19 protein-coding genes, 2 tRNA genes and 1 pseudogene are annotated in these 21,828 nt (G+C 63.0%); 17 read left to right on the top strand and 5 right to left on the bottom strand.

The window, feature by feature from the left end:
• Nucleotides 1-71: 71 nt before the first annotated feature.
• Nucleotides 72-1,586: a YifB family Mg chelatase-like AAA ATPase gene (locus JJJ17_RS06010; RefSeq protein ID WP_200684479.1), complete on the top strand. Its 1,515-nt coding sequence runs from the start codon at nt 72-74 to the stop codon at nt 1,584-1,586.
• Nucleotides 1,587-1,791: 205 nt separating this feature from the next.
• Here JJJ17_RS06010 and JJJ17_RS06005 read toward each other — a convergent pair.
• Nucleotides 1,792-1,876, bottom strand: a tRNA-Leu gene (locus tag JJJ17_RS06005).
• A gap of 248 nt (nt 1,877-2,124) precedes the next feature.
• On the opposite strand from JJJ17_RS06005, the gene fdnG reads away from it, so the two are divergent.
• The 9 genes and pseudogenes from fdnG (at nt 2,125) to JJJ17_RS05955 (ending at nt 12,384) form a co-directional block, all read left to right on the top strand.
• A complete protein-coding gene (fdnG, locus tag JJJ17_RS05995; protein ID WP_267911089.1) occupies nt 2,125-5,208 on the top strand; it encodes a formate dehydrogenase-N subunit alpha in 3,084 nt (1,027 codons plus the stop codon).
• The gene (gene fdxH, locus JJJ17_RS05990; protein WP_325168768.1) at nt 5,205-6,185 is read left to right on the top strand and encodes a formate dehydrogenase subunit beta; all 981 of its coding nucleotides are present in this window, start codon (nt 5,205-5,207) and stop codon (nt 6,183-6,185) included. The genes fdnG and fdxH overlap by 4 nt, the downstream gene beginning before the upstream one ends.
• Nucleotides 6,185-6,901, top strand: coding sequence for a formate dehydrogenase subunit gamma (locus JJJ17_RS05985; protein WP_200684473.1), 717 nt, complete (start codon nt 6,185-6,187; stop codon nt 6,899-6,901). The genes fdxH and JJJ17_RS05985 overlap by 1 nt, the downstream gene beginning before the upstream one ends.
• Nucleotides 6,902-6,943: 42 nt before the next feature.
• Nucleotides 6,944-7,858, top strand: a complete 915-nt coding sequence (gene fdhE, locus JJJ17_RS05980) for a formate dehydrogenase accessory protein FdhE (RefSeq protein ID WP_200684471.1) — start codon at nt 6,944-6,946, stop codon at nt 7,856-7,858.
• Nucleotides 7,858-9,234, top strand: a complete 1,377-nt coding sequence (gene selA, locus JJJ17_RS05975) for an L-seryl-tRNA(Sec) selenium transferase (RefSeq protein ID WP_200684469.1) — start codon at nt 7,858-7,860, stop codon at nt 9,232-9,234. The genes fdhE and selA overlap by 1 nt, the downstream gene beginning before the upstream one ends.
• Nucleotides 9,231-11,051 (top strand): annotated as a pseudogene (selB, locus tag JJJ17_RS05970) (selenocysteine-specific translation elongation factor); the annotation flags it as partial. The gene selA and the pseudogene selB, both read left to right, overlap by 4 nt.
• Nucleotides 11,052-11,147: 96 nt before the next feature.
• Nucleotides 11,148-11,243: transfer RNA gene (locus JJJ17_RS05965), tRNA-Sec, on the top strand.
• A 322-nt stretch (nt 11,244-11,565) separates the two neighbouring features.
• Nucleotides 11,566-11,772 (top strand): cold-shock protein, encoded by a 207-nt coding sequence (locus JJJ17_RS05960; RefSeq protein ID WP_200684845.1) that lies wholly within the window; start codon nt 11,566-11,568, stop codon nt 11,770-11,772.
• 225 nt (nt 11,773-11,997) lie between these two features.
• Nucleotides 11,998-12,384 carry a hypothetical protein gene (locus tag JJJ17_RS05955; protein WP_200684467.1) on the top strand — a complete coding sequence of 129 codons (387 nt, stop codon included), beginning with the start codon at nt 11,998-12,000 and terminating at the stop codon, nt 12,382-12,384.
• Nucleotides 12,385-12,391: 7 nt separating this feature from the next.
• Here the strand turns inward: JJJ17_RS05955 and JJJ17_RS05950 are convergent, their stop codons facing one another.
• The gene (locus JJJ17_RS05950; RefSeq protein WP_200684465.1) at nt 12,392-12,865 is read right to left on the bottom strand and encodes an Lrp/AsnC family transcriptional regulator; all 474 of its coding nucleotides are present in this window, start codon (nt 12,863-12,865) and stop codon (nt 12,392-12,394) included.
• Nucleotides 12,866-13,054: 189 nt separating this feature from the next.
• On the opposite strand from JJJ17_RS05950, the gene JJJ17_RS05945 reads away from it, so the two are divergent.
• Complete coding sequence (locus tag JJJ17_RS05945; protein ID WP_200684463.1) at nt 13,055-13,507, top strand: Rrf2 family transcriptional regulator; 453 nt, start codon at nt 13,055-13,057, stop codon at nt 13,505-13,507.
• A gap of 21 nt (nt 13,508-13,528) precedes the next feature.
• Here JJJ17_RS05945 and JJJ17_RS05940 read toward each other — a convergent pair whose 3' ends face one another.
• Nucleotides 13,529-13,963 carry a hypothetical protein gene (locus JJJ17_RS05940; RefSeq protein ID WP_200684462.1) on the bottom strand — a complete coding sequence of 145 codons (435 nt, stop codon included), beginning with the start codon at nt 13,961-13,963 and terminating at the stop codon, nt 13,529-13,531.
• Between the two features lie 313 nt (nt 13,964-14,276).
• Here JJJ17_RS05940 and JJJ17_RS05935 point away from each other — a divergent pair, with 313 nt between their 5' ends.
• From JJJ17_RS05935 to JJJ17_RS05915, 5 genes are read left to right on the top strand one after another with little or no spacing between them, the layout of a single operon-like run.
• Nucleotides 14,277-14,504, top strand: a complete 228-nt coding sequence (locus JJJ17_RS05935) for a hypothetical protein (protein WP_200684461.1) — start codon at nt 14,277-14,279, stop codon at nt 14,502-14,504.
• Nucleotides 14,505-14,546: 42 nt separating this feature from the next.
• Nucleotides 14,547-15,596: a sulfate ABC transporter substrate-binding protein gene (locus tag JJJ17_RS05930; protein WP_200684460.1), complete on the top strand. Its 1,050-nt coding sequence runs from the start codon at nt 14,547-14,549 to the stop codon at nt 15,594-15,596.
• Between the two features lie 5 nt (nt 15,597-15,601).
• Nucleotides 15,602-16,438, top strand: a complete 837-nt coding sequence (cysT, locus tag JJJ17_RS05925; protein WP_200684459.1) for a sulfate ABC transporter permease subunit CysT — start codon at nt 15,602-15,604, stop codon at nt 16,436-16,438.
• The gene (cysW, locus tag JJJ17_RS05920; protein ID WP_200684458.1) at nt 16,431-17,324 is read left to right on the top strand and encodes a sulfate ABC transporter permease subunit CysW; all 894 of its coding nucleotides are present in this window, start codon (nt 16,431-16,433) and stop codon (nt 17,322-17,324) included. Before cysT ends, cysW begins: the two co-directional genes overlap by 8 nt.
• An 8-nt stretch (nt 17,325-17,332) precedes the next feature.
• Nucleotides 17,333-18,052, top strand: coding sequence for a sulfate/molybdate ABC transporter ATP-binding protein (locus tag JJJ17_RS05915; RefSeq protein ID WP_200684457.1), 720 nt, complete (start codon nt 17,333-17,335; stop codon nt 18,050-18,052).
• A 163-nt stretch (nt 18,053-18,215) separates the two neighbouring features.
• Here JJJ17_RS05915 and JJJ17_RS05910 read toward each other — a convergent pair whose 3' ends face one another.
• On the bottom strand, nt 18,216-18,863 hold the full coding sequence (locus tag JJJ17_RS05910) for a transglycosylase SLT domain-containing protein (RefSeq protein ID WP_234463886.1): 648 nt from the start codon (nt 18,861-18,863) through the stop codon (nt 18,216-18,218).
• 281 nt (nt 18,864-19,144) lie between these two features.
• The gene (locus JJJ17_RS05905) at nt 19,145-21,103 is read right to left on the bottom strand and encodes a hypothetical protein (RefSeq protein ID WP_200684456.1); all 1,959 of its coding nucleotides are present in this window, start codon (nt 21,101-21,103) and stop codon (nt 19,145-19,147) included.
• Nucleotides 21,104-21,253: 150 nt separating this feature from the next.
• On the opposite strand from JJJ17_RS05905, the gene JJJ17_RS05900 reads away from it, so the two are divergent.
• Complete coding sequence (locus tag JJJ17_RS05900) at nt 21,254-21,790, top strand: hypothetical protein (protein ID WP_200684454.1); 537 nt, start codon at nt 21,254-21,256, stop codon at nt 21,788-21,790.
• Nucleotides 21,791-21,828 lie beyond the last annotated feature (38 nt).

The raw sequence follows: 21,828 nt of genomic DNA, 5'->3' as shown, positions 1-21,828 counted from the left end.
AAGTGAACTGCGCTTAACCCATCTTTAACCCGCTTGCATTAACCCATCCCTTAACGGGATTCGGGGAAGCAATGGTCGCCATAGCCTATTCGGTGGCCTTCGAGGGGATCGAGGCGAAACTGGTCGAGGTGCAATGCTCGGTCGCGGCGGGGCTGCCCGGCTTTGCCATTGTCGGTCTGCCCGACAAGGCGGTCAGCGAGGCAAAGGAACGTGTCCGTTCGGCCTTCGGCGCGATGTCGGTGGCGATGCCCAACCGCAGGCTGACGGTGAACCTCTCCCCCGCCGACATGCCGAAAGAGGGTTCGCATTTCGACCTGCCCATCGCTTTGGCCGTGCTGGCAGCGCTGGAGATCATCCCCGCCGACGAACTCGCCCGCTGCATCTGCCTTGGCGAACTGGCGCTGGACGGGCGGCTGGTCCCGGTCGCAGGCTCGCTGCCCGCCGCGATGGCCGCAGCCGAGGATGACCGTGCCCTGATCTGCCCCGATGCCAGCGGAGCTGAGGCCGCGTGGGTCGATGCGGTCCCGGTCCTTGCCCCCCGCAACCTGCGCGAAGTCGTCGATCACCTGACCGACCGTGCGCCGATCGCCCGCGCCCGCCCCGGCCAGATCACCGAGACGGTCGCCAAAGGCTGTCTCTCGGAAGTCAAAGGTCAGGAACGCGCCAAACGCGCGCTGGAGATCGCCGCAGCGGGACGGCATCACCTGCTGATGGTCGGCCCGCCCGGCGCGGGCAAATCCATGCTCGCCGCCCGCCTGCCCGGCCTGATGCCGCCGCTGACCCCGGCCGAGGCGCTTGAAACCTCGATGATCCATTCGCTTGCGGGAACGCTTGATCACGGCGGCATCCTGCGCCGCCCGCCCTTTTGCGAGCCGCATCACACCGCCTCGATGCCCGCCATTGTCGGCGGCGGGCGGACGGCGAAGCCCGGTCAGATCAGCCTTGCCCATAACGGCGTCCTGTTCATGGACGAATTTCCCGAATTTCCCCGGCAGGTGCTGGAGACCCTTCGCCAGCCGATCGAGACGGGCGAGGTCGTCGTCGCCCGCGCCAATGCCCATGTCCGCTATCCCTGCCGCTTCCTGCTGGTCGCCGCCGCCAATCCCTGCCGCTGCGGCCATCTGGCCGATGCCACGCAAAGCTGTTCCCGCGCGCCGGTTTGTGGGGGCGATTATCTCGGGCGTATCTCCGGCCCGCTGATGGATCGTTTCGATCTGCGGTTAGAGGTGCCCGCCGTCAGCTTCATGGATCTGGACCTGCCTTCTGCCAGCGAAACCTCGGCTCAGGTCGCGGCGCGGGTGGCCGGCGCCCGCCTGGCGCAGCAGAAACGCTTCGCCGCCTATCAGGGTGTCCGGGTCAATGCCGATGCCTCTGGCAGTCTGCTGGACCAGATCGCCGCGCCGGATGAGGCGGGTCGGGCGCTGATTCAGAAAGCGTCAGAGCGGCTTGGCCTGACGGCACGCGGATATCACCGCATTCTGCGCACGGCGCGGACCATCGCCGATCTTGATGGCAGCGACAAAGTCCATGCGGGTCATCTGTCGGAGGCGATCAGCTATCGTCTACCCTTTGTCGCCGGGGGCTGAACGGCTTTGCCGGATCACGGGTTTACGCAGGGATATAGGCAATCACACCGATTGGTTCAGGCGGGAATCACTGTTAGTCTTCAATCAGAACCTGCTTGTACGGCCCCTTTCGGGGAAGCAGGGCCGAGGACCGGCTCCGCACTGGCAAGGCGCGGAGCCGGTCTGATTTCAGACCGTTCCCACACGCATTCCCTGATTTGATATCTGGTACGGGCGGCGAGACTCGAACTCGCAAGCCGTGAGGCACTGGAACCTAAATCCAGCGTGTCTACCAATTCCACCACGCCCGCATCCACCCGATCAGGTCATCGGGTCAGAACCGCTAGATAGAGACGTTGTCGCAGCGGGTCAACGGCTGGATCGCGCCCACATCCGTTCCCATACATACCCTCAAAAACACACAAATTTTCCAAGCGTTTTCCGTGTTCTTGCGCAGTTAACAAATAGATCATCCGCCCCCGCCGTGCTTGACTTAGTTAACGGGTCGCCGCACCATGACCCTGTACCTATCGATCAGACAGGCAAAATGGAGGGTCCCATGAATATCGACCTTTCGCGACGCGGCTTCTTACGGCTGGCGGGTGCGGGGGTTGCGGCGACCTCGCTTGGAGCTATGGGCTTCGGTGAGGCAGAGGCGGCGGAAGCGGCGCATGTGCGTGCCTTCAAGCTGTTCACCACAACCGAAACCCGAAACACCTGCCCCTATTGCTCGGTCGCCTGTGGCGTCATCATGTATTCGCGCGGCGATGTGAAGGTCGGCGAAACCGCCGAACTGATCCATCTGGAAGGCGATGCGGACCACCCGACCAACCGCGGCACGCTTTGCCCCAAAGGCGCGGCGCTGAAGGATTTCGTCAAGGCTCCGACCCGGCTGACCATGCCGCGCCATCGCGCCCCCGGCGCCTCGGGCTTTACCGAGATCACCTGGGACGAGGCGCTGGACAAGATCGCCCGTGCGCTGAAGGACGACCGCGACCAAAACATGATCCTGACCAACGAGGATGGCGTTCCCGTCAACCGTTGGACCACGACCGGGTTTCTGGCAGCCTCTGCCACCACGAATGAGACCGCATGGCTGACCTACAAGGCGGTCAGGTCGATGGGGATCGTCGGATTCGATAACCAGGCGCGCGTTTGACACGGCCCCACGGTGTCCAGTTTGGGCCCGACATTTGGCCGTGGAGCGATGACCAACTCCTGGACCGACATCAAGAATACCGACCTTGTCATCGTCATGGGTGGCAACGCCGCTGAAGCGCATCCCTGCGGCTTCAAATGGGTGACAGAGGCCAAGGCGCATCGCGGCGCCAAGCTGATCGTGGTCGATCCGCGCTATAACCGCACGGCATCCGTGTCCGATTTCTATGCCCCGATCCGTCCGGGCAGTGACATCGCCTTCCTGATGGGGGTGATCCGCTGGTGCATCGAAAACGACAAGGTGCAGTGGGATTATGTGAAGAACTTCACCAACGCCTCGTATCTCATCAAGGATGAGTTCGGCTGGAGCGACGGGCTCTTCACCGGCTATGACGAGGAAAAGCGCGACTACGACAAGGCAAGCTGGGACTACAAGATCGGCGATGACGGCTTTGCGCAGGTTGATACGACGCTGCAAGACCCTCGCTGCGTCTGGAACCTGCTGAAAGCCCATGTCGATGTCTATACGCCCGAATTCGTCGAGCGGATCTGTGGCACGCCCAAGGACAAGTTCCTGCATATCTGCGAGATGATCGGCGAATGCTCGACGCCGACCAAGACCATGACTTCGATGTATGCGCTTGGCTGGACCCAGCATTCCAAGGGCTCGCAGAACATTCGCGGCATGGCGATGTTGCAGTTGATCCTTGGCAATATCGGTGTTCGGGGCGGCGGGATGAACGCGCTGCGGGGGCATTCGAACATTCAGGGCCTGACCGATATCGGGCTGATGTCGAACCTGATCCCCGGCTATCTGAACATCCCGACCGAGAAGGAAACGGACTGGGAAACCTATCTTTCCACCCGCACCTTCAAGCCGCTCAGGCCGAACCAGACAAGCTACTGGCAGAACTATCCGAACTTCATGGTCAGCTTCATGAAGGCGATGTGGGGCGATACGGCCACCGAAGAGAACGACTGGGCCTATCACTATCTGCCCAAGCTGGATGTCCCGAACTACGACATCCTGCGCATGTTCGAGCTGATGAAGCACGGCCAGATCAACTACTACTTCTGTCAGGGCTTCAACCCGCTGCTGTCCTTCCCCAACCGGGGCAAGGTCACTGATGCGCTGTCGAAGCTGAAGATGCTGGTCGTCATGGATCCGCTGGAGACGGAAACCGCGCATTTCTGGGAAAACCACGGCATTCATAACGACGTGGACACCGCCTCGATCCAGACCGAGGTGCTGGAACTGCCAACGACCTGCTTTGCCGAGGATGAAGGCGCGCTGGTCAATTCCGGGCGCTGGCTGCAATGGCACTGGCCGGGCGCGACGCCTCCGGGAGAAGCGAAACACGACACCTGGATCATGGCGCAGATCTGGACGCGGGTGCGGCAGTTGTATCTGGATGAAGGCGGCGTCTTCCCCGATCCGATCGTCAATCTTAACTGGGAATATGCCGATCCCGGCGATCCCAAGGCCGACGAGCTGGCGCGCGAAATGAATGGCCGCGCGCTTGGCACCGTTTACGATCCCGCCGATCCGACCAAGGTTCTGGCCGATCCGGGCAAGCAATTGTCCAGCTTCGGGCAGTTGCGCGCCGATGGTTCGACCATGGCAGGCTGCTGGATCTATACCGGAAGCTGGACCGAGGACGGCAATATGATGGCGCGTCGGGACAATAACGATCCCGACAGTACCGGCGCCTATCAGAACTGGGCGTTCTCTTGGCCTGCGAACCGTCGGATCCTCTATAACCGCGCCTCTTGCGATCTTCAGGGCAAGCCTTGGGATCCGTCGCGGAAGCTGATCGAATGGACCGGCGAGAAATGGGAAGGCTACGATGTCCCCGACATCGCGCCGACCGCCAAGCCCGAGGATGTCGGCCCGTTCATCATGAACCCGGAAGGGGCGTCACGCCTGTTCACCCGGGGGATGATGCGCGACGGTCCCTTCCCGATCCATATGGAGCCGTTTGAATCGCCCATCGCCAATGTCTTCAACCCGAAGATCAAGGGCAATCCGGTGGCGCGCGTCTTTGCCGACGATGCCGAAGATTTCGCCACCAGCGAGGAATTCCCGCTGGTCGCGACCTCTTACCGGCTGACCGAGCATTTCCACTACTGGACCAAGCACAACCCGGTGAATGCCACCCTTCAGCCGCAATTCTTCGTCGAGATCAGCGAAGAACTGGCGGCGGAACGCGGCATCTCTTTGGGCGGTCGGGTCCGGGTGTGGAGCAAGCGCGGCGAGGTCTGGGCCAAGGCCGTGGTGACCAAGCGGATCCGGCCGCTGACCGTGGACGGCAAGACCGTCCATGTCGTCGGCATCCCGCTGCATTGGGGCTTCATGGGGGCTGCGAAGAAGGGTTTCGGGCCGAACAGCCTGACCCCCTTCGTCGGCGACGCCAATGTGGAAACACCTGAATTCAAGGCGTTTCTGGTCAATATCGAACCCGCAGCAGAGGAGCCGGTGGCATGACCGAGACCGCACCTCAACCCAAGACCGCGGCGGCCAATCCGCCGGTGCAGGCGCTGGATCTGGGCTTTGATGCGCGCGATGTCGTGCGCATCTCGGCCACGCCTGATGTGCCGCAACCCACCAGACAGTTGGACAAGGTCGCCAAGCTGATCGATGTCAGCAAATGCATCGGCTGCAAGGCCTGCCAATCCGCCTGTATCGAATGGAACGACACCAAACCGGCGGTCGAAGACAATGTCGGCACCTATGAGAACCCGCATGATCTGACGCCCGAGATGTTCACGCTCATGCGCTTCAGTGAATGGGTGAACCCGGAAACCGACAATCTGGAATGGCTGATCCGCAAGGATGGCTGCATGCATTGCGAGGATCCGGGCTGCCTCAAGGCCTGCCCTGCCCCCGGTGCCATCGTGCAATATTCGAACGGCATCGTCGATTTCATCCACGAGAACTGCATCGGCTGCGGCTATTGCGTGACCGGCTGTCCCTTCGACATTCCCCGGATCAGCAAGGTCGATCACCGCAGCTACAAATGCACGCTCTGTTCCGACCGGGTGGCGGTGGGCCAAGGTCCGGCCTGCGCCAAGGCCTGCCCGACGCAGGCCATCGTCTTTGGCACCAAGGACGACATGATCGCCCATGCCAACAGCCGGGTCGAGGATCTGAAATCGCGCGGCTACGATCAGGCGGGTATCTATGACCCGCCCGGCGTCGGCGGCACGCATGTCTTTTACGTGCTGCACCATGCCGACAAGCCGTCGATCTACAGCAACCTGCCCGACAATCCCCGCATCTCGCCCATCGTCGAGGGCTGGAAGGGCGTCACCAAGACCGCCGGCATGGCCGTCATGGGGATCGCGGCGGCGGGGGCGGCCTTGGCCGGGTTCTTCATGCGCCCGAACCGGGTGGACGAACATGACGAGGTCGAGGCCGAAGAACTGGTCGAGGCCGAGGATCACAGCCGGAGGGAAAGCTGATGCCACGTCCCCTCTATTCCGAAAAGGGCGACCATATCGAAAGCAAGGCCCCGGTCCGGGTCAGCCGCTATCGCGGCATCACCCGGCTGAACCACTGGGTCACCGCCTGCTCGCTGATCCTGCTGCTGCTGTCGGGTCTGGCGCTGTTTCACCCGTCGCTGTTCTTCCTGACCGGGCTGTTCGGCGGCGGGCAAACCACACGCTGGCTGCATCCGTTCATCGGCATCCTGTTGTTCTTCAGCTTCCTGCTGCTGTTCCTGCAACTGTGGCGGCTGAACCTGCCAAAGCCCGAGGATGCCACCTGGGTCGCCAATATCGACGAGATGGTGAAGGGGAACGAAGAAAAACTGCCCGAGCTTGGCAAATACAATGCCGGTCAGAAATTCATCTTCTGGGCCATGTCGGGGCTGATCGTCGTGCTGATCGTCTCGGGCGTCATGATCTGGGAACAGTTTTTCGACGGCCTCGTCTCGATTCAAACGCGGCGGGTGGCGGTGCTGGTTCATGCGCTGGCGGCGGTGTCGATCATCCTTGTCTTCATCCTGCATGTCTTTGCGGCGATCTGGACCCGCGGCACGATCAGCGCCATGACCCGTGGCTCGGTGACAGGCGGCTGGGCGTGGAAGCACCACCGCAAATGGCTGCGCGAGGTGGCCGAGCGTCAGAAGCCCGCCCCTTCGGGCACTGGACCATCGGGGAAGGAACCGGCAGAGTAGCCCTGTCCCAAGCACCAGCGGCCCACCCTGCCCGGAGGCAAGATGACGACGAATCTGAAGCCCGATCCCGCGATGATCGGCGGCGTCCCGCAGGCGCCTCTGGCCTTTTTGCCGGACCCGGCGAAGCTCTTCGACAAACGCGCGAAACGCTTTGCCTTTCTGGCCGAACATGGCGGCAATCTGGAGCCCTATCTGCGCTTTCTGGGCGATCTGACCGCGTTACAGGCAAGGCTCGCGGCAGAGCTTCCGCCCCTGCCCGCCCTGCCCGCTGACCGGATCGAGCTTGCCCGCGCCAGCCGCATGCCCCCCATCGACCGCGCCGCCTTGGCTGCGGATCAGGCGATGCATGAAACACTGGCCCGTCTTGTCACCGGCGCCGAGGCACTGAACATGCCTGACGCCGCCCGCCTGGCGCTTCAGGCGGTGGCCGCTGCGGGGATCGCCGACCGGCACTGGCTGCTGACCAATGTGCTGTCCGACAGCATCCCCGAAGACAGCGTCGCCCCGCATCTTTTCGCGGCGGCGGCGGTGCAATTGCATCTTGCCCGCCTTGCCGCGCCGCTAGACGCGGCGAAACTGGTCCCGATCAGGATCGGCACCTGTCCCACTTGCGGCGGCAGGCCGGTCAGTTCCAGCGTCATGGGCGCGGCGGGGATCGAAAACGTCCGCTACGCCGCCTGCGGTTCCTGCGCGACGCAATGGAACGAGGTCCGGATCAAATGCCTGTGCTGCGGATCGAACAAGTCGATCAGCTACCGCTCGGTAGAAACCGATGAGGCGACGGTGAAAGCCGAACTGTGCAGCGAATGCCATTCATGGGTAAAGATCCTCTATCAGGTCAAAAACCACTCGCTGGAGCCTGTCGCCGATGACGTGGCAAGCCTTGGTCTCGACCTCTTGATGAAGGAAACCGAGTTCCGGCGCGGCGGCTTCAACCCCTATCTGGCGGGCTATTGATGGACGGGCTGAGGCTGCTGCCCTCGGTCGATCTGTTCCTGAAATCCGATCCCGGCAAGGAACTCATCGCCCGCCATGGCCGCCAGATGGTGGCCGAGGCTTTGCGCACCCGGCTGGATCAGGCCCGCGCCGCGATCCGTCAGGGCGCGGACCCGCAACGCATCACGGAGGCCTTGGCCGCCGATCTGGCGGATGATCTGGCAGCGGGGGCGCAATCGAACCTGCGCCCGCTGCTGAACCTGACCGGCACAGTCCTGCACACCAATCTGGGCCGCGCGATCCTTGCCGAAGAGGCGATCCGGGCAGCGCAGGCCGCGATGGCCTCGGCCCTTGCGCTGGAATTCGACCTTGGCGGCGGCGCGCGCGGGCAGCGGGACGATCACCTGCGCGGCCTTCTGTGCGACCTGACCGGGGCCGAGGATGCAACCGTCGTCAACAACAACGCCGCCGCCGTCCTGATCGCGCTGAACACATTTGCCAACGGGCGTGACGCCGTGGTCTCTCGCGGCGAGCTGATCGAGATTGGCGGCGCCTTTCGCATGCCCGACATCATGGCCCGCGCCGGGGCAAAGCTGGTCGAAATCGGCACCACCAACCGCACCCACCCCCGCGATTATGAAAACGCCATCACCGCCGATACCGGCCTGCTGATGAAGGTCCATACCTCGAACTACCGGATCGAGGGGTTCACCGCAGAGGTTCCCGCCGCTGATCTGGCAAAGATCGCGGCGCGGGCGGCTGTGCCGCTTTTGAACGATCTTGGCTCCGGCTCGCTGGTCGATCTGGCGCATTTCGGGCTGCGGCGAGAGCCTACGGTGGCCGAGGCGGTGGCGGAAGGCGCCGATCTCATCACCTTCTCGGGCGACAAGCTGCTGGGCGGGCCGCAGGCGGGTTTCATCATCGGTCGCCGCGATCTGATCGAGGCAATCAACCGCAACCCGCTGAAACGCGCTTTGCGTCTGGACAAGATCCGCATCGCCGCGTTGGAGGCGACCTTGCGCCTTTACCGCGACCCCGACCGGCTGACCGAACGCCTGCCGACGCTGCGCCACCTGTCCCGCAAACGGCCCGAAATCATGGAACAGGCGCAGCGCCTTACCCCGAAGGTCGCAGCGCTTCTGTCTCCGCTGGGCTTTACCACCCGCGCGGCGGATTGCGAAAGTCAGGTCGGGTCGGGCGCGCTGCCAACCGATACGCTGCCCTCGGCTGGTCTGCACCTGACCGGAGAGGGCGGCGACGCCCCCGACCGCATCTCGGCCCGTCTGCGCGCCCTGCCTTGCCCGGTCGTCGGCCATATCGCCGATGGCGCGCTGATCCTTGATCTGCGTTGCCTTGATCGCGACGGCGACCTGCTGGACGCCTTGGCCGCGCTATGATCATTGGCACGGCGGGCCATATCGACCACGGCAAAACGGCGCTGGTCAAGGCGCTGACCGGCACCGATACCGACCGTCTGGCCGAGGAAAAGGCCCGCGGCATCACCATCGATCTGGGCTTCGCCTATGCCGATCTGGGCGGCAACAATCCGATTGGCACGATCACCGGCTTTGTCGATGTGCCGGGGCACGAGCGGCTGATCCACACCATGTTGGCAGGCGCGGGCGGGATCGATCTGGCGCTGCTGGTCGTTGCCGCCGATGACGGCGTGATGCCGCAGACGCTGGAGCATCTGGCGATCCTGAACCTGCTGGGCCTGACGCGCGGCATCGTCGCACTGACCAAAGCCGACCTTGCCGATCCTGCTCGCCGCGAGGCGGTCACCCGCCAGATCCGCGAAACGCTGGCGGGCACCGGGCTTGCCGATGCGCCGATCCACCCGGTCTCGTCGCTGACCGGCGAAGGCATCGATGCCCTTCGCGCTGCGCTGATCGAGGCCGAAACGCAAACCCGCGCCCGCCATGCTGACGGCCCCTTCCGACTGGCCGTGGATCGCAGCTTCACCCTGCAAGGCGCGGGCACCGTCGTCACCGGCACTGTCATCACCGGCGCGGCCCGCGTGGGCGACCGGGTGATCGTCAGCCCCTCGGGCCTGCCCGCCCGCATCCGCAGCATCCATGCCCAGAACCAGCCCGCCCAGCAGGGCATCGCCGGGCAACGCTGCGCCCTGAACCTTGCCGGCGACGGCACCCATAAAGAGGCGATCCATCGCGGCGATGTCATCCTGTCGCCCGGTCTTCACGCCCCGACCGGCCGCATCGACGCCATCCTGACCGCCCTGCCCACCGAGCCGAAACCCATCGGCACATGGTTCCCGGCGCGCCTGCACAGCCACTCGGTCGAGGCGGGCGCGCGGATCGTGCCGCTGTCCGATCCAATCGCCCCCGGTCGGTCCGGCCCGGTCCAGATCGTGCTGGACCGTCCGATTGCCGCCGCCATCGGCGACCGCTTCATCCTGCGCGATGTCTCGGCCAGCCGCACCATCGGCGGCGGGCGTTTCCTTGACCTGCGCGCCCCTGCCCGCAAGCGCCGCGGCCCCGAGCGTCTGGCCCTGATCGCCGCCGCCGATACTGACGACCCGGCCAAGGCGCTGACCGCAATGACCCGCGTGGCCCCGGTGGATCTGGCAACCTTCGCCCGCGACCGCAGCCTGTCGCCCGAAGCGATCCCGGCGATTGTCGAGACGGCGGGCACCGCGCGGATCGGCGATCTTGCCATTGCCCCCAAGGCGCTGGACACGCTCCGCCACCAGACCGCCGAGGTGTTGGAGCAGTTCCACGGCGACAATCCCGACCTGTCGGGCCTTGGTCGCGAAAAGCTGCGCCTGACGCTGCAACCGCGCCTGCCCAAGGACATCTTCCTGACCTTCCTGCATGCCGAGACCGCAGCCGGTCACCTTGTCCTAGACGGCGCGTTCATCCGCCTGCCGGGTCACGAGGTCCGCCTGTCGCCCGAGGATCAGGCGCTATGGGACCGCATCGCCCCGGCGCTTCAGGGCGACGACCGCTTCCGTCCGCCCCGCGTCCGCGACTTCGCCACCGAATACGAAATCGACGAGCGCGAGGTGCGCCGGGTGCTGAAGCTGACCCAGAAGCTGGGCCGGACCGATCAGATCGCACGGGATCATTTCTTCGCCCGCGAGGTCGTGGCCGAGATGGTGGCGATCATCTGCGACGTTGCGGATCGGACGGAAGACGGGTGGTTTACCGCGCCCGCGTTTCGTGATCGGGTGCAGAACGGGCGCAAAGTGGCGATCGAGATCCTCGATTTCTTCGACCGCCTTGGCGTCACATTGCGGCGCGGCGATCTGCGCCGCATCAACCCGCATCGCGTCGATCTTTTCGGCGATAACGGAAGGGAATCGTCCCCGGTGGGGCGGCCGGTCTTCAAAACCGGTTGGGGCAGCGAGCCTGTCCCGGGTGGGTTCGACTCCCATTCCCTTCCGCCAGATTTTCAGCAGAATTAGCTGAACTGTTCGGATTTGCATGCTTGCGGCAGCGCTCGGAGCGGCCTTCACCTCGGACATAGGCCGGAAACATACGGGGGACGCCTCCATCACTCGCCCGTAGGTCAGGTAGCGGTTTCGCGCTGTCCGGCAGACGCACCGACCCAATCGTGACGGCGAAACCCTGTTCAAATCTTTCCAGTCGTGCTAGGAAGCGCTGGTGATGCCTTTTATCTGCGCTGTCTCCTACGGGCCTCAGTCTGCTTTTGATCGACTGATCCGTCCCACCGCAATCCCGCGGGTGGTCAAAATGGAGAATAACACGATGGCTAATGGCACCGTGAAATGGTTTAATTCCGACAAAGGCTTTGGCTTCATTGCTCCGGAAAACGGTGGAAAAGACGTGTTCCTGCACATCTCCGCTGTTGAGCGCGCCGGTCTTACCCGCCTCAACGACGGTCAGGCAGTGACCTATGACGTTCAGGCTGGCCGCGATGGCCGCGAAAGCGCCGAGAACCTCGCGCTTGCATAAGCAAGAATTTGTCTGACCGCTTCCGGTCAGATCGAAAGGGCCGCCAATCTCTGGCGGCCCTTTTTGATTCAGGTGGCCCTTCGCCGGACCAGACCGACGACACGTCTGGAAAAACAGCGAACAGAACCCTTGCCCAGAGCGGCTGGTCTTATATCTTTTCGCTCACCTGCGCGTCCCTGAGATAACCCCCGTCAAAACGCCGTCCAAAGCAAGTGTGAAGGCCCAATGAACGACACCGATTTCGACGACTGGCTGCGCGCCACCTATGCCGAGACGGACGGCTTTACCCTGCTGATCGTGCTGATCGGCATTGGGGATGGTCGGGTGGATCTGCTGCGCTCGACCCATCTGCATGTGATCGGGGATGAGATCACATGGCCCGACATGGCAGCGCATTTCGATGCTGCAGGCGTGTCGTGGAACGCGGTCGCCATGTTCCTTGCGGATCGCGACGGTCTGGTTGAGGACGCACTTGCCCGCGACAGGCTGGATGCGCTGGTCCGGGCGCTGAATGGCGACCGGACCCTGATCCGCGAGGGGGCGTTCTTCAACCGCGACGGGCTGCACCTTCGGCTTGACGATGCAGAACCGCAGGTGCCGATCCTGAACTAGACCGGCCTTACCTGTCGCGCGTATTGACCGGATAGGCGGTGGTGAACCGCAACCGCTCCATCGAGAAATGCGAGGTGACGTTCTTGATCGGCAGCGCGTTGGTCAGGCGACGGTAGAAATCGTCGAACGCCGCCATGTCCGGGACCGAGACCCGCAACAGATAATCCATCTCGCCCGCCATGCGATAGGCTTCCATCACCTCGGGCAGGCTGTCGATCGCGGCCATGAAACTGTCGCGCCATTCGGCGCTATGGTCGGCCGCCTCGATCCCCACGAAAACGCTGAGGCCGAAGCCCAGCTTCCCCGGATCGGCCAGCGCCACACGCCCGGTCAGAACGCCCATCGCTTCAAGCTTCTGGATACGTTTCCAGCACGGCGTCTGCGACAAGCCTACACGATCCGCGATCTGCGCAATCGGCAGTGTCGCGTCTTCCATCAGGGCGGCAACGATCTTTCGGTCGATCAGGTCTAGTTGTGTCATCAGTCGATTCCTTCGGCGCGCTTCAGCATGCCGACGAATGAGAAAATGTCTACTGTCTTTATCGAGTTTTTCTTTCGCCCTGCCCTGGCGCAGAAAACTGTGCTGTTTCATCCACTCAGACGGTGTGTCATGTGGTCGAAATTCAATCTCGACATTGATTCTCGATATTGCGCAACCTAGTCTCGGATCATGATCACTCAGAAGATGAAATACGCCCTCAAGGCCCTGTTGGTGCTGGGCGATGAGGCCGCGAAACAGCAGCCCGACCCGCTTACGATCGAGACGATCGCGCGACGCTCGGGCACGCCGAAGCGTTTCCTTGAACAGATTCTGCTGGAGATCAGGAATGCCGGGGTCGTCGGCTCGATCCGGGGGCGTTCGGGCGGCTATGTGCTGATCAAGAAACCCGCCGATATCTCGATCTCGGAAATGCTGCGGCTGATCGACGGACCTATCGCGCCGCTGCCCTGCCTGTCCCGCCGCGCCTATCAGCGTTGCGAGGATTGCAAGGACGAGGCGACCTGCCGCATCCGCAAGGTCTTTGCCGAGGTGTTCTGGTCCTATCTGATCCTGATCGAGTCGCTGTCGCTGGAAGACATGCTTCGTTCGGAACTGATCGCGGATCAGGTAGTCGGCGCGTAACGCCCGCAATTCAGGCCTGCTTTACGACTTGCGGACCGGCTTGCGCCTGCGCCGTCCAAGCGCATCAAGTTCGGTCACGCGGTGGGCCGGAATACCGCTATAATCGGTTTCCGTCACCTTTCCCCGGCTATCCTCGACAACCAGCGTGATCCCGTGATCCACCCGCCGGTAATAGAAATACGCCATTGCGCGCCGACAATCAGCTTTTGAGGCACCCCTCGCCCGGCAAAGACGGTCGAATTCCGCCGGGATACGGGCCACAGCGTCGATCAGTGCCCGCGACGGCTGCCCATTGACCACCTTGCCGCACAAAAGATCGACGGTCAGCATCCCACCCTCGGAACGCGCCGCGTCGTCAAAGATGGTAAGATCATAGGCTCCCGTCATCAGGCTGACCCCGCTTGCCAGTGAATCTGCAATGTCATGGGCAACGGATCTCAGATCGCCGTGTTTCATGCTCTCGCCACTGATTTTTGCAGGTCTGCCCGGATGAACGCCATCCGACAATATTCACAGAGGCCCGGCATCGTTCAAGCCAGCCCCTGCGTACCGAAGCATACAGCCCCTGTCCGACGCTGATAGCGCCTAAGCCGCGATTGCCGCCAAATGGCCGCGAATCGACTCGGACGATCATCATTTCATTCTCTGAACACGCTCATAGGAAATATTATTCCCCTTCACGCCCCAATTTTGCAGATTCTTTTCCGTTGCAATAGACGACTTTCCCTGTCGTTATTTGTGCCAATGAGATCCCATGCAAGGAAAGGGTGTGACAGAGATGACAATCGGTCTTCGAACGCTCCGCCGGTTTCGTAATCGGCTGAACCCGGATCAGGACATCTGGATGTTCAATCTCCGCGCCGGACTTGATTTCTGCGCCGAGCCGGTGACCGCCGCCGCGCAGTCACAGTCGATGCGTGCGGGTCTCAATGCCTGTCGAACCGGCAGTATTCGCGACAGCTACACCGACATATCGCCCCGCTCGCACCGCTTCTGAACAGCACTGATGCAGGGCACGAAGATCTTGATGGAGAAGACAATGCCGAAGACCCATGCCAACAATGGCTACCCGACCACATCCCGCCCGCTTGCCCGGCTGTTGCAGAACAGCCTTCCGGCTGTCGCAATCGCCTTGGCGGCGATCACCGCAGCGCCCGCCGTCGCGACTGCTGAAAGCCTGCTGAATGTCAGCTATGACCCGACGCGCGAGCTTTACCGTGACGTGAACGCCGCCTTCGCCGAGAAATGGGCCGCCGACGGCAACGAAGCCCCGCAGATCGAGACCAGCCATGGCGGCTCGGGTTCTCAGGCGCGCTCGGTCATCGACGGGCTGAATGCGCAGGTGGTGACGCTGGCGCTGGCCTCGGATATCGACAAGATCGCCGAAGCAGGCAAGCTGCCCGAGGACTGGCAGACCAAGTTGCCGCACAATTCCAGCCCCTATACCTCGACCATCGTGTTCCTCGTCCGCGAGGGTAACCCGAAGGGCATTCAGGACTGGGGCGATCTGGTCAATGAGGGCGTCGAGGTGATCACGCCGAATCCGAAAACCTCGGGCGGGGCGCGCTGGAACTATCTGGCGGCATGGGCCTGGGCCGAAAAGAACGACCGCGATCCCAAGGAATTCGTGGGCGAGTTGTTCACCCATGTCCCGGTGCTGGATACCGGCGCGCGCGGTTCGACCACGACCTTCGCTCAGCGCGGCATCGGTGATGTCCTGTTGGCATGGGAGAACGAGGCCTATCTGGCACTTGCAGAGCTGGGCGACGATCAGTTCGACATCGTCGTCCCCTCGGTCTCGGTTCTGGCCGAGCCGCCGGTGGCGCTGGTCGAAAGCAATATCGCCAATGACGCGCAGCGTGAACTGGCAACGGCCTATCTGGACTTCCTCTACACGCCCGAAGGTCAGGCGCTGGCCTTCAAGCACTACTACCGCGCATGGGACGACAGCGCCGCCAATGCCGAGGATGTCGCCCGCTTCCCCGAGCTTGACCTGATCTCGATCGACGATCTGGGCGGTTGGAAGAAAATCCAGCCGGAACATTTCGGTGACGGCGGCATCTTCGACCAAATCTATACGGCGAAGTGATCCCTATGGCGCGCCCTCTGGTTCAGCGCAGCGCAATCCCTGGTCTCGGCCTCTCGGCCGGGATCACCCTTGCGATGGTGTCTATCGTGGTGCTGCTGCCGATTGGCGCGCTGCTTGTGCAGGGCGCCAATTTCGGCATCGCCAACAACTGGGCGGTGGTGAACCGCGAGCGGGTCTGGGCGGCTTTGTTCCTGTCGTTCCGGCTGTCGTTTTACGCCGCCCTCTTCAACCTGATCTTCGGCGTGCTGCTGGCATGGGTGCTCGTGCGCTATCGCTTCCCCGGCAAGCGCCTGATCGATGCCGCGGTCGATCTGCCCTTCGCTTTGCCGACGGCAGTCGCAGGCATCGCGCTGACCGCACTATACGCGCCGAACGGCGTGCTTGGCGGGCTGGCGCAGGATATCGGCTGGAAGATCGCCTATACCCAATGGGGTATTTTCCTTGCGCTGGTCTTCGTGGGCCTACCCTTCGTGACCCGCACCGTCCAGCCGGTCGTGGAAGAAATCGAAACCGAGGTCGAGGAAGCCAGCGCCACACTGGGCGCATCGCGCCTGCACACGCTGCGCCATGTGATCCTGCCGATGCTGGCCCCGGCGGCGCTGACCGGCTTTGCACTGGCTCTGGCCCGCGCGGTCGGCGAATACGGCTCGGTCATCTTCATCGCCGGCAATATCCCCCTCAAGACCGAGATCGCCCCGCTGCTGATCGTGATCCAGCTTGAGGAATTCAACTACGACGCGGCGGGCGCCATCGGTATCGCCATGCTGGTGATCTCTTTCGCCATGCTGCTGTCGATCAACCTGATCCAGATCTGGAGCCGCCGGAGAATTGGCCATGTCTGACGCCACCATCCCCCAGCAAGGCGCCCGCGCGAACAATCCCGCCCGGTTCCGCCGCGCCAATGATGAATCGCCGCTGGCCCGCGCCATCCTGATCCTGCTCGCGGTGGGCGGGCTTGGCATTCTGGTCTTCGCGCCGCTTGCCGCCGTCTTTACCGAGGCGCTGAAACAGGGCTGGGCGGCCGCCGTCGCCAGCCTTGGCAGCCGCGACGCGCAATCGGCGATCCGGCTGACGCTGACCATCACCGCCATCGCCGTGCCGCTGAACGCAGCCTTCGGCATCGCCGCCGCATGGTTCATCACCAAGTTCGACTTTCGCGGCAAGGCGTTCCTGATCACCCTGATCGACCTGCCCTTCTCGGTCTCGCCGGTGGTTGCGGGCCTGTGCATCGTGCTGCTGTTCGGGGCCAATTCCGCACTTGGCGGCTGGCTGGTCGCATCGGGCTATCCGATCGTCTTCGCCATCCCCGGCATCGTCCTTGCCACGGTCTTCGTGACCTTCCCCTTCGTCGCCCGCGAACTGATCCCGGTGATGATCGAGCAGGGCCGGGCCGAGGAAGAAGCCGCCCTGACCCTTGGCGCATCGGGCTGGCGCACCTTCCTGACGGTGACCCTGCCGAATATCCGCTGGGCGCTGCTTTACGGCACGCTGCTCTGCACCGCCCGCGCCATGGGCGAATTCGGCGCGGTCGCGGTCGTCTCGGGCAAAATCCGCGGCCAGACCGCAACCATGCCGATCACCATCGAGATGCTCTACAACGAATATCTCTCGGTCGCAGCCTTCTCGATGGCGGCGCTGCTGACCGGCTTCGCGCTGATCACCCTGACCCTGAAAACCGCGCTGGAACTGCGTCATGCCGACCAGCTTGCCGCAACCAGACGCCACTGAGGCCAGCCATGCATATCGATATCGATGACATCTCCAAGGAATTCGGCACCACGGCGGCACTGACCCCGGTGTCGCTGTCGATCCCCTCGGGCGCGCTTGTGGCGCTGCTCGGGCCGTCAGGTTCGGGCAAGACCACACTTCTACGCATCCTGGGCGGGCTGGAATTTCCGACCTCGGGCCGCGTCCTCTTCAACGGGCAGGACGCAACCGGCCTGACGGTTCAGCAACGCCGCGCCGGTTTCGTCTTCCAAAGCTACGCGCTGTTCCGGCACATGACGGTGTTCGACAACATCGCCTATGGCCTCCGCGCCCGCCCGCGCAAGGAACGCCCGCCGAAGGCCGAGATCGCCCGCCGCGTCAACAAATTGCTGGAGCTGATCCAGCTTCCCCAGATCGGCGACCGCTATCCCAGCCAGCTATCGGGCGGCCAGCGCCAGCGCGTCGCCCTTGCCCGCGCCTTGGCGATCGAGCCACGGATGATGCTGCTGGACGAACCCTTCGGCGCGCTGGATGCCAAGGTCCGCAAGGAATTACGACAGGGGCTGCGCGACATCCATGACGAAACCGGCCTGACCACCATTTTCGTGACCCACGATCAGGAAGAAGCGATGGAGCTTGCCGATCTGGTGGTGGTCATGTCGATGGGCCGGATCGAACAGATCGGCCGCCCGCAGGACATCCGCGAGAAACCCGCCACCGAATTCGTCCGCGATTTCATTACTACCTGACGCGGCCCCTGCCCTGCAGCGGTCCCTAAATATCCTGCGGGGGTCCGGGGGTGCAAAACCCCCGGCCTTCCCGATCCCCGAAAAACCTCCATAGGACAAAAGAAAAGGCGGGGGTTGATCCCCCGCCTTTTCCGTCCCTCGTCTGACTTCGTGCCGTGCCCGATCAGCCCTGCTGGCCGGGTGTGCAATAGCTTTGCTGACTGGTCCATTCGGCGATATCGGCGCGCTTGCTGGAATTGCGCATCGGCGCCCAGTCGCGGGCCACGCCGCGCCAGCCGTCGCCGTCATGGGCAACCGCATTGTCCCGCTCGACCTGCCGCGACATGATCCGCACGGCGCAGGCCATATTGTCGCCGCCATTCTTGATATTGCCGTTGCAGTCATAGTTCCGCCACGTCGCCGGCGCGATCTGCATCAGCCCCAGCCAACGCCCGCCACCACCGCTGGCCGACGGGTTATAGGTGCTTTCATGCTTGGCCACCGCCGACAGCAGTCCCGCCCAAAAGGCGCGCCGCCCGGTATGATTCAACTCGGCATAGTTCGGGCAGAAGGCGTTGATGTCTTCCGGCACCCGCGACATGATGGTGACGCCCTCGCGGTCCAGCGCCGCCAGCGTCGCCCGCGTCCATTCCGTCGATCCGCTCGACCCCCACCGCATCGGCGGGGTCTGTGCCAGCGCCATCTGTTGCGCCTTGGCTTCTGCCGTATCTTTCTGATCTTCACCCGTCATCTGACAGGCGGCAAGCATCGCAACGGCGGCCAATGGCAACAGGGCTTTCAGCATGGGGTTCTCGTCGGGTTGTTTCGTCATCCAAGGCCATTAGACCGATCCCGAAATCCCGCAAGCCATGTGGATATCTGTCGGCAGGATCACGCCGCCGACCATCGTGCCCATGCTCGGAAATCCGCCGAAAACCGCCCGGCCCCGGCCAGATCCCTGCCCGACCACTCACCTTTGCGCCATCAGCGCGCTGTATTGCCCCAAAGCTGCGCTTCCGAAGAACAGGCGAGCAACCTACCCGATTCCACCACCGCCGATGGTTTCAGGCGCACCGCAGGGCAGGATCGCCACCACAGGATCGTGACCTCCGATCACTCACCGCCAGCTTTCCGGCGAAGTTCCTCGACCGAAAAATCCTGCCATTCGTCGCCGCCCTCGCGCCGCGTGCGAACCAGCGGCTGCCCGCCTTCACCTTTTCGTTCTGAAATATCGGAGAATTCTTCCGGCAGAAGCTGCAAGCCGTCATAGGACCACAGCCCGACACTCTCCGACGACGAACCAGCTTCGAACGCTTCGATTTCCGGCAGATCCCAGGTATAGCCAAACTCGCGATCAATCAGCCGCTCGCCTTCCGAATCCAGCACCACTTTCTCTTCACCATTATCCTCGGTGAGAACCTGATAAAGGCCCGAGCCAAAATCGCTGGCGATCCAGTAACGGCGCATGTCCCGAACGACCCAATCCGGCTGTTCCGCAACATCGGGCACTGGCAAAGTCATTGCGATCTGCTCAGCCGCGCGAACGCCCAGAGCGTTTTCCCCGGCCAGACGGCAGACCTGCCGGAACTGACCAACCGGACGGGCGAGATAAAGGTAGTAAAGCGGCCCCTCGCTGCCGACAGTTCGCATCGGCCCGTCCTCGAACCATTGCGCTTCGCTACGCGGTATCTTGGGAAAGAGTGCCATAGTACCCTGATCACCCGTCAGAAATGCGCCCGAGCGAACAAATTCCGCATGCTCTTCAGTAAAACCGGCAGCGTCGGGTGTCTGCGCGTCATCGCGCATGAACGCCTCGTGCAAGGTCGATAGCGGTGCATCGTCATCTGCTGCAACGGTGCAGATCAGGTCCGACAGGCCCCAGAGATCGAACACGTCTCCTGTTCCTTCGTCCAACCTGTGCTTGGTAAACTGATGCAGACGCGAGATGAGAGCGTCAGCGGCAAACTGCTTTGCCACCGCCTCGGCAAAGCGATCCTGAAACTCTTCGGAGACTTCCAGCAAGGTTCCGCGCTCGCGAATGCGACCCAATGCGTCAAAGTCCGATGACAGCGCCGCATTCATTGCAAGCGGCGCGTCCGACAGCGATTCCGCGACGGCCCAGACCTCGCGGATCATCGTCAGATCGGGCGTCCTAACGAAAATGATATAGTCGATCCCCTCAACAGCGGTCAGGAAGACCCCGGTATAGGGCGCGTCGATCCGGGCGGCGATCGTCGCATCTGGCTGATCAAGCAAAACCTCGACACCGTCGCGGGACGGCGCAAGCATCTGCTCGCGCTCTGCCGCGAAAATTTCCTGCCCATTGCCGGGCATCGCCGCGTAGGTAATGAACTTGCGCTGCTCATCCACCGGGTCCAGAAACTCTGTGCGGGGAAAGTCGGGGCTGTAGCCGAAGCTGGCCCAGTCCGGCAGCAGGACCGTCGCCCGCCATCCCGGCAATACGTGGCGCCAGCGATCCCCGCTTGTTTCCGGACCCGCCGCGATCTGTGCCCGGACCCTGACCAGTTCGTCCTGCCATGCCGCGATCCGTGCCGCATGCTCTTCGGCAAGCGCGCTCTGCCGCGCCATCTGCGTCGAAACATCGGCTGCGGGCACGAAATCCATCGAGATGACAAGACCATCGCCAATCCCGTCGAAATCAGACTCGATAATCGCGCCCGCGCCATTCCGACTAATCCGCGTCGGCGGTACGCCAAGCGCTGTCACATCAAAATCCACAAACCCTTCGACAGGCGGAAACGGCGCAGTCGCCTCGACGCCGGAAAGATGCAACGTCACCACGCCCTTGTCGGGGTCGGCCAGCAGATAACCCTCAGCCCCCGCATCCGCCACCGCGCGTTGCATTTCGTAGAGGACATCAAGCAAGAAGCCGAATTCCTCTTCCAGATCGGTCGGCACGCTGCGATCCTCGGCCCGCAAAATCTGCGCGTGCTTGAAGACGAAGGCTTGCGGCGCATTCATTGCGTTCCACGGATCGCGCAACTGCCAATAGGCAAGCCCGGCAAGGGCGATGGCGAGACAAAGGCCGATGACGGCGTGAATGGGTTTCATGGGATCAATCCGAACTCAAAATATTTGCGGCGACGAATGGGGTCCGGCTTAAAGACCCCCGACCCGGTCCGCAAGATCACCGGCCCGTGATTGACCTGTGCCGCGTTCGCGGCTAACAAAAACCCGATTTCAGCTTCTTCGGTGATTTTGATGCCGTTTCTGATCGGAATTTTGGGCCTTCTGGCCGCTGCAGGTTTCTGGGCCTGGCGCATCCGCAACGCCGCGCACGTCAGCCGCGATCTGGCCGATATGGCGGGCGATGTGGTCTCTGCCGCGCGCCGCCTTGGCTTTCGCCGTCGTGCCAATATCCACCCCGTCGAAAGCGTCGAAGAGCCCGAACTTGCCATCGCCGCCCTTGGCGTCGCCTTCATGGAGCTTTCGGCCCTGCCCAATCAGGAACAGCATCAGGCGCTGTCCCGGTCGCTTCAGCAGAATTGCGATGTCTCGGCCACCCGCGCGGATGAGCTGATGATCGTCGGTCGCTGGCTGGTCAGTGAATGCAAAGGCCCGCAAAGCGCCATCCCGCGCCTGACGAAGCGGCTTTACCGGCTGGATCAGACCGGGTTTCAGACGCTTCTGGCCGTTCTGAACGATGTCGGGCAAAGCGCGACCGGCCAAAGCGCCGACGGCCTTTCCCCGCGCCAACGCGACGCGCTGGAAGAGATCGCCCGGATCATGCGGATCTGACCGGCCCCTGCCCTTGCCCGGACCGGCGCAAGCGCCTA

This window comes from Paracoccus caeni, from assembly GCF_016629665.1.
GTDB classification, from domain to species: Bacteria; Pseudomonadota; Alphaproteobacteria; order Rhodobacterales; family Rhodobacteraceae; genus Paracoccus; species Paracoccus caeni.
The sequence above is the reverse complement of the archived record's forward strand: the minus strand, read 5'-3'. Positions and strand labels throughout refer to the sequence as shown.